13 protein-coding genes are annotated in these 13,902 nt (G+C 70.4%); 11 read left to right on the forward strand and 2 right to left on the reverse strand.

Features of this window, described 5'->3' with window-relative positions; all coding sequences use genetic code 11:
• Nucleotides 1-190 precede the first annotated feature (190 nt).
• From ABZ477_RS13030 to rocD, 7 genes are all read left to right on the forward strand, one after another.
• Nucleotides 191-1,705 (forward strand): alpha-N-arabinofuranosidase, encoded by a 1,515-nt coding sequence (locus tag ABZ477_RS13030; RefSeq protein ID WP_360133529.1) that lies wholly within the window; start codon nucleotides 191-193, stop codon nucleotides 1,703-1,705.
• Nucleotides 1,692-2,741 (forward strand): arabinan endo-1,5-alpha-L-arabinosidase, encoded by a 1,050-nt coding sequence (locus tag ABZ477_RS13035; RefSeq protein ID WP_360133532.1) that lies wholly within the window; start codon nucleotides 1,692-1,694, stop codon nucleotides 2,739-2,741. The genes ABZ477_RS13030 and ABZ477_RS13035 overlap by 14 nt, the downstream gene beginning before the upstream one ends.
• A gap of 90 nt (nucleotides 2,742-2,831) precedes the next feature.
• A complete protein-coding gene (locus ABZ477_RS13040) occupies nucleotides 2,832-3,266 on the forward strand; it encodes a hypothetical protein (protein WP_360133535.1) in 435 nt (144 codons plus the stop codon).
• Nucleotides 3,266-3,484 (forward strand): helix-turn-helix transcriptional regulator, encoded by a 219-nt coding sequence (locus tag ABZ477_RS13045; protein WP_360133538.1) that lies wholly within the window; start codon nucleotides 3,266-3,268, stop codon nucleotides 3,482-3,484. The genes ABZ477_RS13040 and ABZ477_RS13045 overlap by 1 nt, the downstream gene beginning before the upstream one ends.
• A 1-nt stretch (nucleotide 3,485) precedes the next feature.
• The gene (locus ABZ477_RS13050) at nucleotides 3,486-4,508 is read left to right on the forward strand and encodes an NAD(P)-dependent alcohol dehydrogenase (RefSeq protein ID WP_360133541.1); all 1,023 of its coding nucleotides are present in this window, start codon (nucleotides 3,486-3,488) and stop codon (nucleotides 4,506-4,508) included.
• A gap of 163 nt (nucleotides 4,509-4,671) precedes the next feature.
• Nucleotides 4,672-5,544, forward strand: coding sequence for a dimethylargininase (gene ddaH / locus ABZ477_RS13055; RefSeq protein WP_360133927.1), 873 nt, complete (start codon nucleotides 4,672-4,674; stop codon nucleotides 5,542-5,544).
• A gap of 10 nt (nucleotides 5,545-5,554) precedes the next feature.
• Nucleotides 5,555-6,784, forward strand: coding sequence for an ornithine--oxo-acid transaminase (gene rocD, locus ABZ477_RS13060; protein ID WP_360133544.1), 1,230 nt, complete (start codon nucleotides 5,555-5,557; stop codon nucleotides 6,782-6,784).
• Between the two features lie 135 nt (nucleotides 6,785-6,919).
• Here the strand turns inward: rocD and ABZ477_RS13065 are convergent, their stop codons facing one another.
• Complete coding sequence (locus ABZ477_RS13065; RefSeq protein WP_360133547.1) at nucleotides 6,920-8,620, reverse strand: molybdopterin-dependent oxidoreductase; 1,701 nt, start codon at nucleotides 8,618-8,620, stop codon at nucleotides 6,920-6,922.
• A 201-nt stretch (nucleotides 8,621-8,821) separates the two neighbouring features.
• Here ABZ477_RS13065 and ABZ477_RS13070 point away from each other — a divergent pair, with 201 nt between their 5' ends.
• From ABZ477_RS13070 to ABZ477_RS13085, 4 genes are all read left to right on the forward strand, one after another.
• Complete coding sequence (locus tag ABZ477_RS13070; RefSeq protein WP_360133550.1) at nucleotides 8,822-9,667, forward strand: hypothetical protein; 846 nt, start codon at nucleotides 8,822-8,824, stop codon at nucleotides 9,665-9,667.
• 333 nt (nucleotides 9,668-10,000) lie between these two features.
• A complete protein-coding gene (locus tag ABZ477_RS13075; protein ID WP_360133553.1) occupies nucleotides 10,001-11,791 on the forward strand; it encodes a circularly permuted type 2 ATP-grasp protein in 1,791 nt (596 codons plus the stop codon).
• On the forward strand, nucleotides 11,785-12,717 hold the full coding sequence (locus ABZ477_RS13080) for an alpha-E domain-containing protein (RefSeq protein ID WP_360133556.1): 933 nt from the start codon (nucleotides 11,785-11,787) through the stop codon (nucleotides 12,715-12,717). Before ABZ477_RS13075 ends, ABZ477_RS13080 begins: the two co-directional genes overlap by 7 nt.
• Nucleotides 12,714-13,559: a transglutaminase family protein gene (locus tag ABZ477_RS13085; RefSeq protein WP_360133559.1), complete on the forward strand. Its 846-nt coding sequence runs from the start codon at nucleotides 12,714-12,716 to the stop codon at nucleotides 13,557-13,559. The genes ABZ477_RS13080 and ABZ477_RS13085 overlap by 4 nt, the downstream gene beginning before the upstream one ends.
• 66 nt (nucleotides 13,560-13,625) lie before the next feature.
• Here ABZ477_RS13085 and ABZ477_RS13090 read toward each other — a convergent pair whose 3' ends face one another.
• Nucleotides 13,626-13,838: a hypothetical protein gene (locus ABZ477_RS13090; RefSeq protein ID WP_360133562.1), complete on the reverse strand. Its 213-nt coding sequence runs from the start codon at nucleotides 13,836-13,838 to the stop codon at nucleotides 13,626-13,628.
• Nucleotides 13,839-13,902: the final 64 nt, after the last annotated feature.

A 13,902-nucleotide genomic window follows, 5' to 3' on the forward strand; every position in this document is an offset into this window, starting at 1 on the left:
CTTGACCTTTCGGATCTGCTGATCCATTACAACGTTGAAAAGTGTTACCCGCAACCCTTTTGTCTGTCAACCGCGTTATTAATTCGTGTTGTTTGACAGTCGGAGGATTCCGTGTGTACCGTTCTGCTACAACGATGTAGAGATCCATGCCCGAACTTCGACGTCTCGGGCTGGAAGGAGACACCCGCTGATGCGCACCGCGCGTTTCACCCTCGACCCCGCGTTCCAGGTCGGTCCCGTCCGCCGGCGCACGTTCGGCTCGTTCGTCGAGCACCTCGGACGCTGCGTCTACACGGGCATCCACGACCCGCAGCACCCGAGCGCCGACGAGGACGGCTTCCGTGAGGACGTCATCGCCCTGACGCGCGAGCTCGGGGTCTCGACGGTGCGCTACCCGGGCGGCAATTTCGTGTCGGGCTACCGCTGGGAGGACGGGGTCGGCCCGCAGGAGGATCGGCCGACGCGGCTCGATCTCGCGTGGCACTCGAGCGACCCTAACACCGTGGGCGTGGACGAGTTCATGCGCTGGGCGCACAAGGCCGGCGTCGAGCCCATGATGGCGGTCAACCTCGGCACGCGGGGCGTCCAGGAGGCGCTCGACCTCCTGGAGTACTGCAACGTGCCCAGCGGCTCGCACTTCTCGGACTACCGCGTCGCGAACGGCGCGACCGACCCGCACCGCATCACCATGTGGTGCCTCGGCAACGAGATGGACGGTCCTTGGCAGATCGGCCACAAGACCCCGTACGAGTACGGCCGGCTCGCCGCCGAGACCGCGCGGGCCATGCGGCTCATCGACCCCGACCTCGAACTGGTCGTCTGCGGCTCGTCCAGCTCCGACATGCCGACGTTCGGCGAGTGGGAGCGCATCGTCCTGACCGAGACCTACGAGCACGTCGACTACATCTCGGCGCACGCGTACTACTGGGAGGAGGACGACGACCTCGCCTCCTTCCTCGCGTCCGCCGTGAACATGGACGCGTTCATCGAGGACGTCACGGCCACGGCCGACCAGGTCCGCGCGGCCGGGCGCCACAGCAAGCGCATCAACATCTCGTTCGACGAGTGGAACGTCTGGTACCAGAAGCGCGCGGAGTCCAAGCCGCCCACGGGCGACGACTGGCCTGTCGCCCCCGTCCTCCTCGAGGACCGCTACACCGTCGCCGACGCCGTCGTCGTCGGCTCGCTCCTGATCAGCCTGCTGCGTCACACCGACCGCGTCCACGCGGCGTCGCTCGCGCAGCTCGTCAACGTCATCGCGCCGATCATGACCGAGCCGGGCGGCCGCATCTGGAAGCAGACGATCTTCCACCCGTTCGCCCAGGCATCGAACCTGGCGAAGGGCGTCGTCCTGCGCCCCGTCATCTCGGCCCCGACCTACGACACGGCCCGCTTCGGCGAGGTGCCGGTCGTCGACGGCGTCGCGACGTACGACGAGGAGTCGGGCGAGATCACCGTCTTCGCCGTCAACCGCTCCGAGACCGAGGTGCAGACCCTCGAGATCGACGTGCGCAACGGTGCGACGCGCCTCATCGAGGCGACGAGCTATTCGCACGACGACCCGCGCTGGACCGCGACCGCAGACGACGACACGACCGTCGTCCCGCGCGTCAACGACACCGCCACGACTACCGGTCGCATCCTCTCGCTCGAGCTGCCGCCGGTGTCGTGGAACGTCGTCAGGCTCGGCCGTGCCGAGGCGTGAGACTCGTGCACTCCTCGCTCTTCTCGTCGCGGCGGCGCTCGGCGTGAGCACGGTCGCGTGCGCGCCCGCCTCCCCGGCCGCCCAGGAGGTCGCCCTCTCGGGCGATCTCGGCGTCCACGACCCGGCGCTCGTGGTCGGCGCCGAAGGCGAGCCCTGGTACGTCTTCTCCACGGGCGATGTCCGCAAGGGCCTCGGCGCCCCGCAGATCCGGCGCTCGCTCGATGAGGGGGCGACGTGGGAGTACCTCGGCACCGTGTGGGACGCGGCATCCCGTCCCGAATGGGCATATGAGGCGGTTCCCGGAGTCTCGAACTTCTGGGCTCCCGACGTCGTCCTGCATGACGGCGTCTACTACCTCTACTACTCGGTCTCGACGTTCGGGAAGAACACGTCGGCGATCGGCCTCACGACCAACACGACGCTCGACCCGGACGACCCCGCGTACGAGTGGGTCGATCAGGGCCTGGTGTGGAAGTCGACCGCGGGCCAGGACAACTACAACGCCATCGACCCGGGCGTCATCACCGACGAGGACGGCACGCCGTGGATGGCCTTCGGGTCGTTCTGGGGCGGCATCCAGCTCCTCGAGCTCGATTGGCCGAGCGGGATGCCGGCACCCGGCGCCGAGCCGACGACGATCGCATCGCGGATCGGCGCGCCGAACGCCATCGAGGCGCCGTACCTCGTGCGCCACGACGGCCACTATTACCTGTTCGTGTCGGAGGAGTCCTGCTGCAAGGGCACGGACTCGACCTACCGCATCGCGGTCGGGCGCTCCGAGCGGGTCACCGGCCCGTACGTCGGGCCCGACGGCACCGAGCTGCTGTCGGACGGCGCGCAAGTCATCCTCGACACGACCGGCGACATGGTCGGCCCCGGCGGCCAGTCCGTCTCGCACGGGATGCTGGGCTTCCACTTCTACGATGCGACGCAGGGCGGCCTGCCGCAGCTCGCGATCCGCCAGCTCGCGTGGGACGAGGACGGCTGGCCCGTCGCCCGCATCGCCGAGGAGCTCGCGGAGCGTCCCGCGGAGTGACCGACACCACGATGTAAAAGATTATTGACAGGATGCCGGCATCCGGCGTACCTTCGGAATGTCAAATTTTCTAGACATCCGGAGCCTGTCATGGTCTACGAGGAACGCAACCTCTGGTCGAGCCTCATCGTCAGCGTCATCGGTTCGATCGTCTACATCGTGATCACGCTGGCGGCGGCGGACGGCGGACCGCTCACCGACGTCGACTGGGTGCCGATCATGCTCTGGACGATCGTCGGGAGCATCGTCGCGGCGATCGTCGTGAGCATCGTGTGGGGAATCGTCGCCGGCATGGGGGATCCCGACGGCGTGGGCAAGTCCGACCAGCGCGATCGCGACATCGCCCGCATGGGCAATCGCGTCGGCTACTCGTTCCTCGTCATCGCCGGACTCGGCGTCCTGGTCCTGTGCGCGTTCGAGGCCGACTGGTTCTGGATCGCCAACACGATGTACTTCGGCTTCGCCGTCTCGACGATCGTCGGCGGCATCGCGAGCGTCATCGCCTACCGCCGCGGGCTGGTCTGATGGTCAAGCCCACTCGCGTGACCAATACGATCCGGGCCGTGCGCGAGGGTGCCGGGATGACGCAGGCCGACCTCGCCCGCCGGATCGGCGTGACGCGTCAGACGCTCATCGCGATCGAGCAGGGCAGGTACTCGCCGACGCTCGAGCTGGCGTTCCAGATCTCGCGCGTCTTCAGCGTGGGACTCGACGACCTGTTCCAGTACCCAGAGGAGGGCTGACATGGACCGTGAGACGGATGCCGCGTCCCCGGCCGTTCCGCCGACGATGACGGCGTGGCGACAGCATCGGTACGGAGGACCCGAGGCCGTCGCCCCGGAGGAGGTCGCGGTGCCGGCGCCGGTTCGCGGGCAGGTGCTCCTCCGGGTCCGCGCGACGGCGATCAACGCGGGGGACACGCTCGTGATGCGCGGCGTGCCGCTCATCGTGAGGCTCGCCTTCGGCCTCCGGCGCACGCGGCGCTCGACTCCGGGAATGGATGTCGCGGGCACGGTCGTCGCGGTCGGTCCGGAGGTCACGGGGTTCGTCGTCGGCGACGAGGTCGTCGGCGAGCTGCCCGGCGGCGGCCTCGCCCCGTACACGCTCGCTCCCGTCGCGCGGCTCGTCGAGCGCCCGGCCGCCGTCGACGCCGTTGCCGCGGCATCCCTCCCCATCGCGGCCGGGACGGCGCAGCAGGCGCTCGATCTCGCGGCGGCGCCCGAGGGCGGCCGGATCCTCGTCATCGGAGCCTCCGGCGGCGTCGGGACGTTCGCCGTCCAGCTCGCCGTCGCCGCAGGCCTGGAGGTGTGGGCGCTCACGGGCGCGCGGTCCATCGACCTCGTCAGCGGCCTCGGCGCGTCGCAGGTCTTCGACTACCGGACGGTCGCGCCGGGTTCGGCGGCGCTTCCCGCCGGCTCGTTCGACGGCGTCCTCGACATCGCCGGTGCGGCCCCGCTGCGAGTGCTGAAGCGCCTCGTCCGCGATGGTGGGCGCCTCGTGCTCGTTTCCGGCAAGGGCGGCCGCGTGCTGGGGCCGATCGGCCGGCTGCTGAGCGCTCCGATCCTCTCGCTCGGGTCGCGCCGCAGCATCCGGGGCCTTGCCGCCACGCCGAGACCCGCCATGCTGCGCGACCATCTCGCTCTCGTCGCGGCGGGGCGGGTGGTGCCCGTCATCGAGCGGACGTTTCCGCTCGAGGACGCGCGTGCCGCGCTCGCGCACGTGGATGCAGGCCACACGGTCGGCAAGGTCGTCGTCGTCGCGGGGTGAGGTTCCGCGGGAACGGCCGACGGCGTGCGTCACAGCATCGGTTCACGGGTGATTCGCGGAGGCCGTGAGAGAATAGACGCGGCGTGCCCGTGTCGCCGGCTTCTCAAAGCACCGCCGGGCCTCTGGACAGCGTCCGCCAGCCGTTCGAAGGAGCAGGATGTCCATGCCGAACCCCGCGCCCGCCGCCTCCACCACCGCCGCCACGACCCGCGTCCAGCAGCACCGCCGCTACCTCATGTGCCGGCCGGAGCACTTCACGGTCACGTACACGATCAACCCGTGGATGGAGCCCGCGAACCCCACCGACACGGCGCTCGCCGTGCGCCAGTGGCAGGCGCTGTACGAGACGTACCTCGCACTCGGTCACGAGGTCGAGCTCATCGACCCGATCCCGGGCCTGCCCGACATGGTCTACACGGCCAACGGCGGGTTCGTCATCGACGGCGTCGCGTACGGCGCGAAGTTCCGCTTCCAGGAGCGCGTCCCCGAGGGTCCTGCGTTCATGGACTGGTTCCGCGACAACGGCTTCGACGTCGTCGACCCCGTCGAGGTCAACGAGGGCGAGGGCGACTTCCTCCTCGTCGGCGACACGATCCTCGCCGGCACCGGCTTCCGCTCGACGGGCGACAGCCACCGCGAGCTCGCCGACGTGTTCGGCAAGGAGGTCGTCTCGCTCAACCTCGTCGACCCGCGGTTCTATCACCTCGACACCGCGATCGCCGTGCTCGACCCGGTCGAAGGACCTGAGGGCGTCGACCGCGCCAACATCGCCTACCTCGAGCATGCGTTCGACGATCGCAGCCAGGCGATCCTCGCCGAGCGGTACCCCGACGCGATCCGCGTGAGCGACGCCGACGGCGCCGTCTTCGGCCTCAACTCCGCGAGCGACGGCCTCAACGTCATCATCTCGCCCCGCGCCAAGGGCTTCGAGGCGCAGCTGCGCGAGCGCGGCTACAACCCCGTGCTCGTCGACCTTTCCGAGCTCCTCCTCGGCGGCGGCGGCATCAAGTGCTGCACGCTCGAGCTGCGCGGCTGAGGATCCGGCGATGACCCCCTCGCAGACCCCCGCCCTGGACACCTCGACGATCCGGATCATCGGGTCGGAGGAGCAGCACGTCGCGCACAACTACCATCCGCTGCCCGTCGTCGTCTCGCACGGCGAAGGGGCGTGGGTGACCGATGTCGAGGGCAAGCGCTACCTCGACCTGCTCTCCGCGTACTCGGCGCTCAACTTCGGCCACCGGCATCCCGCCCTCGTCGCGGCCGTCGAGGAGCAGCTCGGCCGCATCACGCTCACGAGCCGCGCGTTCCACAACGACCAGCTCGGCGTCTTCGCCGCCGCGCTCGCGCGACTGTGCGGCAAGGACCTCGTCCTGCCGATGAACACGGGCGCCGAGGCCGTCGAGACCGGCATCAAGGTCGCCCGCGCGTGGGCGTACCGGGTCAAGGGAGTGGCTCAGGATGCTGCCACCGTCGTGGTCGCGCACGGCAACTTCCACGGCCGCACGACGACGATCGTCGGATTCAGCGACGACCCGCTGGCGCGCGAGGGTTTCGGGCCCTTCGCGCCGGGATTCGTCTCGGTGCCGTTCGGCGACGCCGCCGCGATCGAGGCCGCGATCACGCCGGACACGGCGGCCGTGCTCGTCGAGCCCATCCAGGGCGAGGCCGGCATCATCATCCCGCCGGTCGGATACCTCGCCGCCGTGCGCGAGATCTGCACGAAGCACAAGGTCCTGTTCATCGCGGACGAGATCCAGTCGGGCCTCGGCCGCGTGGGCGAGACGTTCGCGTGCGATCGCGAAGGCGTCGTGCCGGACGTCTACCTCCTCGGCAAGGCGCTGGGCGGCGGCATCCTCCCGCTGTCGGCCGTCGTCGCCGACGACGAGGTCCTCGGTGTCATCCGGCCCGGTGAGCACGGCTCGACGTTCGGCGGCAACCCGCTCGCCTCGGCGGTCGGACTGCGCGTCGTCGAGATGCTCGAGACGGGCGAGTTCCAGCGTCGCGCCGCCGCGCTCGGCGAGCACCTCGAGGCGAAGCTCGACGAGCTCGTCGGTCACGGCGTGACGGCCGTGCGCGTCGCGGGGCTGTGGGCCGGCATCGACATCGACCCTGCCGTCGGGACGGGCCGCGAGGTCGCCGAGCGGCTGCTCGGACGCGGCGTGCTCGTGAAGGACACGCATGGTCAGACGATCCGCATCGCGCCCCCGCTCGTCGTGCGGGCGACGGAGCTCGACTGGGCGATCGAGCAGCTGAAGGTCGTCCTCGCCGGCTGACTCGAGCCCGCTCCATCTCGCCGAGCCGGGGCGAAGGCGTCGAGCCGAGGCGCGAAACGCCATCGATCGGCGCGCCTGCCTTGGCTCGGCGAGCCCGCGCCGGTCGCTCGGGGAAGGGGATGGGGATGCCGCGCGTCAGGCGACGTCGATGTCCAGCTGCTGCCAGCCCGTCGCTCCGTCGGGCATGGGCCAGGCATCCGTCTCGGTCTGCGTCTCTCCGAGCGCGTTCGTCGCGCGGCAGCGGATCGCGTGCGAGCCGGGCTCGGCCGTCCACGGGATCGACCACTGCACCCACGTGTCGTCCGAGATCGCACTCGCGAGCGTCGCCTCGCGCCACTGCCCGCCGTCGACCTGCACCTCGACCTTCGAGATGCCGACGTGCTGCTGCCACGCGACGCCGGCGATCACCGTGTCGCCGGGGCTCAGCCCCTGGTTGCGGAGGGGGACGTCGATGCGCGACTGGACCTTGATCGGGCCCTTCGCCGACCAGCCGCGGTCGGTCCAGTACGCCGTCGCGTCGGCGAAGCGCGTGACCTCGAGCTCCGTGATCCACTTCGTCGCCGAGACGTAGCCGTACAGCCCTGGGACCACCATCCGGACGGGGAACCCGTGCTCGGGCGGGAGCGGCTCGTCGTTCATGCCGACGGCGAGGATCGCGTTGCGGTCGTCGGTGAGCACCTCCAGCGGGGTGCTCGCGCTGAAGCCGTCGATCGACCGCGACAGCACCATGTCGGCGTCGGCCGAGGGGCGCGCCCGCGCCAGGAGCTCGCGGACGGGGTAGCCGAGCCACTTCGCGTTGCCGATGAGGTCGCCGCCGACGGGATTCGAGACGCACGCGAGCGTCGTGTAGCTCTCCTCGAGTGGCAGTGCGAGCAGCTCGTCCCACGTGAGGACGACCTCCTGCTCGACGAGCCCGTGGATGCGCAGGCTCCAGTCCGCCGGATCGATCTGCGGCACGACGAGCGCCGTGTCGATCCGGTAGAACCGGTCGTTCGCCGTCACGACGGGTGCGAGACCCGGGATGCCGAGCTCGGCGCCGGCCGGCACCGAGGCCGCGCTCACCGCGGGAGAAGGGAGGCGCAGGGCCTTCCGGGCGGCTTCGACGGCCCTCGAGCCCGCCTGCAGCGCCGTCCCCGCGATCGCGGCGACGATTCCGGCGGCGGCTGCAGCTCCCGTCCATGCCAGGAACAGGCGGCGGCTGGGTTCGGGGCGCGCCACATCGTCACCGATCACCACATCGTCGGAGCCGTGCACGGCGTGTCGGTCCGACGATGTGGTTTTCTGCGACGTTGTGGTGCCGGTGCCGGTGACCGCATGAACCCGACCCACCTCCGACGACGGGACGACGGGGAGTGCGGCATCCGTCCCCACCGCACGCCGCGCGAGCTGCGTGAGCATCCGCACGGCGACGGCGGCGACCGTGCCGGCGGCGAGTGAGGGGAGCCACGACAGGCCCGTCGCGTCGGCGCGGGTCATGGCGAGCACCGCGACGCCGGCGCCGAGCGCCGCGCACACGGCGGCTCCGAACCACGGACGACGCAGCTCGAGCACACCGACGGCGCCCGCCGCTGCGAGCATGACGATCGCGATTCCGGCGAGCAGGGCGATCTTGTCGTTCGTGCCGAACAGCGCGATCGCGGTGTTCTTCGCCCACGCCGGGGCGAGGTCGATCAGCACCCCGCCGACGACCGTGAAGGGACCGGATGCCGGGGCCACGAGCACCGCCAGGAGCTCGCCGATGCCCGCGCCGAGCACGACCGCGGCGACGCCGCCGAGCATGCCCGCCCACGCTGGTGCGCGCACGCCGCGGACGGTGGCCTCCGCCTCACGGGTCATAGCGCGAGCATACGTCCGCGGCGGCGCTGCCGGGGCGTGGCTGCGGGTTCCACAGGTGGGGATGGCCGCATTTGCTTCACGTTCATGAATTCGTACGATCTGTGGTGACGACCGCCGCTGGGGGCAGGTCGCGGTGCCGTCCCGCGGCGCCGGTGGGGCGCGTCACCGCAGATCGCGCAGCCGAGTTCGAAGGAGAACGATATGAAGTCCATCACGCGCATCGCGATCGGCGGGGCCGCCGCAGTGGCGCTCGCCATCGGCGCCGCAGCCGGTGCCACCGCCCTCGGCGCGGCCCCACCTCGAGACGGCGTCGACCGGGCCGAGCTCCGCGACGCCGCCTCGGCGTCCACCTTCGCCATCACCGAAGCCGCAGCGGTGACCGGTGCCGGGTCGGAGCAGCTGTTCGTCCCGATCAGCCCTTGTCGCATCGTCGACACGCGAAAGGCCGGGGGCGCTCTCGGGTCCAATACGACCCGCAGCTTCTACGTGAGCGGAACCACCGGCTTCGCCGGCCAGGGTGGGACGAGCGCCGGGTGCGGCATCCCGACGGGTGCGACCGGCGCGGCGGTGTCGTTCACTGCCGGGCAGGCGTCCGGTGCGGGTCGCCTTGTCGCCTATCCCGCGGGCGGCACCGCGCCGAACTCGACGATGCTGTCCTATACGAGCGCCGCGAGCGCCACCTCGACGCCGACCGTCGCCCTCCGGCCCGGCACCGACCGTCAGATGACGGTGAAGAACTTCAACACGTCCACGCACCTCGTCGTCGATGTGCTGGGCTACTACGTCGCGCAGATGTCCGCCGTCCTGGACCCGGACGGCGGCCTGTACGCCGGGGCGCGCGTTGTCGACTGGGGACGCTCCGAGACGGGCGTGTACGGTCTCCAGTTCGACACCGACATCATCAACTGCGCGGGCGTCGGCAGCTCCGACCAGGAGTCCAACGCCGTCGCCGTCTTCCCGGGGGAGGACAACACTGCGTGGGTGTACGTGTACGACTCGACCGGTGCGCCCGTCGACGGCTGGACGAGCGTCACGATCATCTGCTGACCGACAGGTTCTCGTGCGCTTGCCCGGGCGGGCGCACGAGAACCCGCCATCGTCTGCTGACCGCGTGGTCCCTGGGCACCCACGCAGTGGGGCGCGTGAGCGCCACCACCGCCCTCTGCTGACAGCGTGGTCCCTTGGGCACCCGCCCAGTGGGGCGCATGAGCGCCACCACCGCCCTCTGCTGACCGCGTGGTCCCTTGGGCACCCGCCCAGTGGGGCGCATGAGCACCACCACCGCCCCCTGCTGACCGCGTGGTCCCTTGGGCACCCGCCCAGTGGGGCGCATGAAGACCGAAACACAGCGGCAACATCGCCCGGACTAGGCTCATCGGCATGGGTGATCTGTTCGACGGCTACGGCTCCACACTGGCCCCGCGGAAGACCCTGACCGGGACGCCTGCGTTCGACGAGATGTTCGGCTCGCCGACGCATCCCGGGGCCGCGGTCGAGTCGCGCGACGCCTACCGCGAGCTCTACCAGGCCCTCGCCCAGATGACGCAGGAAGAGCTGCGCGGGCGGACGGATTCGCTCGCCAGCTCCTACCTCGCGCAGGGTGTCACCTTCGACTTCGCAGGGGAGGAGCGGCCCTTCCCGCTCGACGCGGTCCCGCGCATCATCGAGTACGACGAGTGGTCCCGCATCGAGGCCGGCGTCCGCCAGCGTGTGCTCGCGCTCGAGGCCTTCCTCGACGACGCGTACGGCCACCAGCACTGCGTCCGCGACGGCGTCCTGCCGGCCGGGCTCATCGCGTCGTCGCAGTACTTCTACCGCCAGGCGGCCGGCATCCACTCCGCCAACGGCGTGCGCATCCAGGTTTCGGGCATCGATCTCATCCGCGACGAGCACGGCGAGATGCGGGTGCTCGAAGACAACGTCCGCGTGCCGTCGGGCGTCAGCTACGTCATCTCCAACCGCCGCGTCATGGCCCAGACGCTCCCCGAGCTCTTCGTGTCGATGCGGGTGCGGCCTGTCGGCGACTACCCCAACAAGCTGCTCGCGGCGCTGCGCGCGTCCGCGCCGCCCGGAGTCGAGGACCCGAACGTCGTCGTCCTCACCCCGGGTGTGTACAACTCCGCCTACTTCGAGCACACGCTCCTCGCGCGACTCATGGGCGTCGAGCTCGTCGAGGGACGCGACCTGCTGTGCGTCGGCGGCAAGGTCTTCATGCGGACGACCCGCGGGCCCAAGCGCGTCGACGTCATCTATCGCCGCGTCGACGACGACTTCCTCGACCCGCTGCAGTTCCGCGCGGACTCGATGCTCGGCGCCCCCGGGCTCATGCTCGCGGCGCGCTTGGGCAACGTGACGATCGCCAACGCCGTCGGCAACGGCGTGGCCGACGACAAGCTGCTGTACACGTACGTGCCCGACCTCATCCGCTACTACCTCGCCGAGGATCCGATCCTCAAGAACGTCGACACGTGGCGGCTCGAGGACCCGAGCGCGCTCGAAGAGGTCCTCGACCGGCTCCACGAGCTCGTCGTGAAGCCCGTCGACGGCTCGGGCGGCAAGGGCCTGGTCGTGGGACCGGATGCCTCGCCAGCCGAGCTCGAGAAGCTCCGCAAGCGACTGCTCGCCGACCCGCGCGGCTGGATCGCCCAGCCCGTCGTCATGCTCTCGACCATCCCGACGCTCGTCGAGGACGGGATGCGCCCCCGGCACGCGGACCTCCGTCCCTTCGCGGTCAACGACGGAGAGGACGTCTGGGTGCTTCCGGGTGGCCTGACGCGCGTCGCACTCCCGGAGGGGCAGCTCGTCGTGAACTCCAGCCAGGGCGGCGGATCCAAGGACACGTGGGTCGTCGGCGGGTCCGCACCGGGGCACGTCGAGTACGGCCAAGGCCAGGGCCTGCCGGGCCTCGTCGCCGACCAGGCAGCCACGGTCACCGCCGCGATCCCGATCATCTACGACGGCCAGCCCGCCGTGGCGCATTCGCCGCAGGACCGCCCGCGCTCCCGCGTCGAGCAGCAGGAACAGCAGCAGCAGGCGCGTGCCGAGGCATCCGTCCCACTCCCGAACCCACCCATTCCGCGCGAGCCCATGCGTTCCCGCGCACTGAATCGGGTGGGCTCGCGGGGAACAGGTGGGTTCGGCGACGAGGCGGGGGAGGCGACGGGATGCTGAGCCGCATCGCAGAGTCCCTCTTCTGGATCGGGCGCTACATCGAGCGGTCCGACGGCACGGCGCGCATCCTCGACGTGCACCTGCAGCTGCTCCTCGAGGACCCCTGGATCGACGAGGACACCGCGTGCCGCTCGCTCCTGGCGGTCATGGGGTCCTTCGCGACTCCGGACGCCGAGAAGGTCACGCGCGAGGATGTCCTGGCCCGGCTCGCGGTCGACCGCATGAACCCGTCGAGCATCGCCTACTCGCTCACGGCCGCGCGCGAGAACGCCCGTCGCGCCCGCGAGATCGTCAGCACCGAGCTGTGGGAATGCCTCAACACGACCAATTCGCGGATGCCGCGGCGCCTGCAGACCGAGAAGGTCCACGAGTTCTTCCAGTGGGTGCGCGAGCGCGCGGCGCTGGCCGTGGGCATCGTGGAGTCCTCCACGAGCCGGGACGAGGCGTGGCAGTTCTTCACGCTCGGGCGCAGCATTGAGCGGGCCGACATGACGGCGCGCCTGCTCGCGACACGATCGCTGACCGAGGCATCCGGTCCCTCCTGGACGACGATCCTGCGGTCGTGCGGCGCCTATGAGGCGTACCTGCGCACGTATCGCGGGATGCCGAGCGCCCGCAACGCCGCCGAGTTCCTCCTTCTCGACCGCCTGTACCCTCGCTCGATCATCTACTCGATCCAGCGCGCGGAGGACTGCATGAGCGCGATCGACCCTCGCGCCGACCGCGTTGGGCATTCCAACACCGTGCTGCGGGCGCTCGGACGCATCCGCAACGACCTGGAGTACCGGCCGATCAGCGAGATCCTCCACGAGCTGCCGCTGCACATGGACCGCGTGCAGAAGGTGACGCGCGAGGCATCCGAAGCCATCCGCTCGCGCTTCTTCCCCACGCAGGCCGAGCCGAGCTGGATCGGAGAGATCTCATGAAGCGCCTGCGCATCGAGCACGCGACGGGCTTTGCGTACCAGGGCGACGTGTCGGCCTCGTACAACGAAGCGCGGATGCTGCCGGGCTCGACCGACAGCCAGTTCGTGCTGAGCTCGGCGCTCGACATCGAGCCGTCGACCTCCGTCAACCACTACGTCGACTACTTCGGCACGCGCGTCGCGGCGTTCGACGTCCTCTCGCCGCACGCCGAGCTCAAGATCACGGCGCGCTCGCTCGTCGAGGTGCGGCCGCGGCCGCTCGAGCACGTGGACGTCACGTGGGGCAAGCTCGCCACCGAGATCGGCCGCTCGATCGAGACCGTCGAGCAGCTGGGCCAGAGCCACCGCACCAAGCCGCACCCCGAGGTCGCCGAGATCGCGCGCTCCATCGCGGGTCAGCACGATCACCCGGGGCGCGCGGCGCACGCGATCGCGACGGCGATCGGGGATGCTGTCGAGTACATGCACGGCATCACCGGCGTGCACTCGACCGCGAGCGAGGCCTGGGAGGCGCGCAAGGGCGTCTGCCAGGACATGGCGCACATCACGCTCGGCGCGCTGCGCGAGGTCGGCATCCCGGCCCGCTATGTCTCGGGCTACCTCCACCCCAAGGCGAGCGCCGAGGTGGGCCAGGCGGTCGCGGGCGAGTCGCACGCGTGGATCGAGTGGTTCGCGGGCGACTGGCAGGGCTTCGACCCGACGAACAACATCGAGATCGGCGACCGGCACGTCCTGGTCGGCCGTGGCCGCGACTACAACGACGTGCCGCCGCTGCGCGGGGTCTACGCCGGCCCCTTCAAGGGCCACCTTCACGTGAAGGTCACGATCACACGCGAAGCGTGAGATCGTGGTTCATCCTGAGTAGGCGCGAAGCGCCGTATCGAAGGGATTACGCGAGAGGCGTGAGGCTCAGGCCGGCGGGGCGTCGGGGTCGAGCGTCTTGAGGGTCTGCTCCTCGGCCGGGTTGTCGGCCTCCAGCTGCTCCTCGGTCGTCTCGTCGCCGCCCGTGGGGGCTCCGCCTTCGACGGGATCGCCGCCGTCCGCCCCCGTGTCGGCGGCAAGCTGATCGGTGCCCGTGGGCGGCTCCTCGATGGGCTCGTTGTTCGCGCGCGTGTCGTCCATGGCGCGACGGTATCCCGAGCGCGTGCGACGGCGACAGGGATTGACACCGCGCACGAAACGACGC

This window comes from Microbacterium sp. NPDC019599 (assembly GCF_040632175.1).
In the GTDB taxonomy this organism is placed as follows: domain Bacteria; phylum Actinomycetota; class Actinomycetes; order Actinomycetales; family Microbacteriaceae; genus Microbacterium.

Bases quoted from the DNA above. Each gene is read 5' to 3' on its own strand.
- ABZ477_RS13030 (WP_360133529.1), top strand. From the start codon at position 191: ATGCGCACCGCGCGTTTCACCCTCGACCCCGCGTTCCAGGTCGGTCCC.
- ABZ477_RS13040 (WP_360133535.1), top strand. From the start codon at position 2,832: ATGGTCTACGAGGAACGCAACCTCTGGTCGAGCCTCATCGTCAGCGTC.
- ABZ477_RS13045 (WP_360133538.1), top strand. From the start codon at position 3,266: ATGGTCAAGCCCACTCGCGTGACCAATACGATCCGGGCCGTGCGCGAG.
- ABZ477_RS13050 (WP_360133541.1), top strand. From the start codon at position 3,486: ATGGACCGTGAGACGGATGCCGCGTCCCCGGCCGTTCCGCCGACGATG.
- ddaH (WP_360133927.1), top strand. From the start codon at position 4,672: ATGCCGAACCCCGCGCCCGCCGCCTCCACCACCGCCGCCACGACCCGC.
- rocD (WP_360133544.1), top strand. From the start codon at position 5,555: ATGACCCCCTCGCAGACCCCCGCCCTGGACACCTCGACGATCCGGATC.
- ABZ477_RS13065 (WP_360133547.1), bottom strand. From the start codon at position 8,620: ATGACCCGTGAGGCGGAGGCCACCGTCCGCGGCGTGCGCGCACCAGCG.
- ABZ477_RS13070 (WP_360133550.1), top strand. From the start codon at position 8,822: ATGAAGTCCATCACGCGCATCGCGATCGGCGGGGCCGCCGCAGTGGCG.
- ABZ477_RS13075 (WP_360133553.1), top strand. From the start codon at position 10,001: ATGGGTGATCTGTTCGACGGCTACGGCTCCACACTGGCCCCGCGGAAG.
- ABZ477_RS13080 (WP_360133556.1), top strand. From the start codon at position 11,785: ATGCTGAGCCGCATCGCAGAGTCCCTCTTCTGGATCGGGCGCTACATC.
- ABZ477_RS13085 (WP_360133559.1), top strand. From the start codon at position 12,714: ATGAAGCGCCTGCGCATCGAGCACGCGACGGGCTTTGCGTACCAGGGC.
- ABZ477_RS13090 (WP_360133562.1), bottom strand. From the start codon at position 13,838: ATGGACGACACGCGCGCGAACAACGAGCCCATCGAGGAGCCGCCCACG.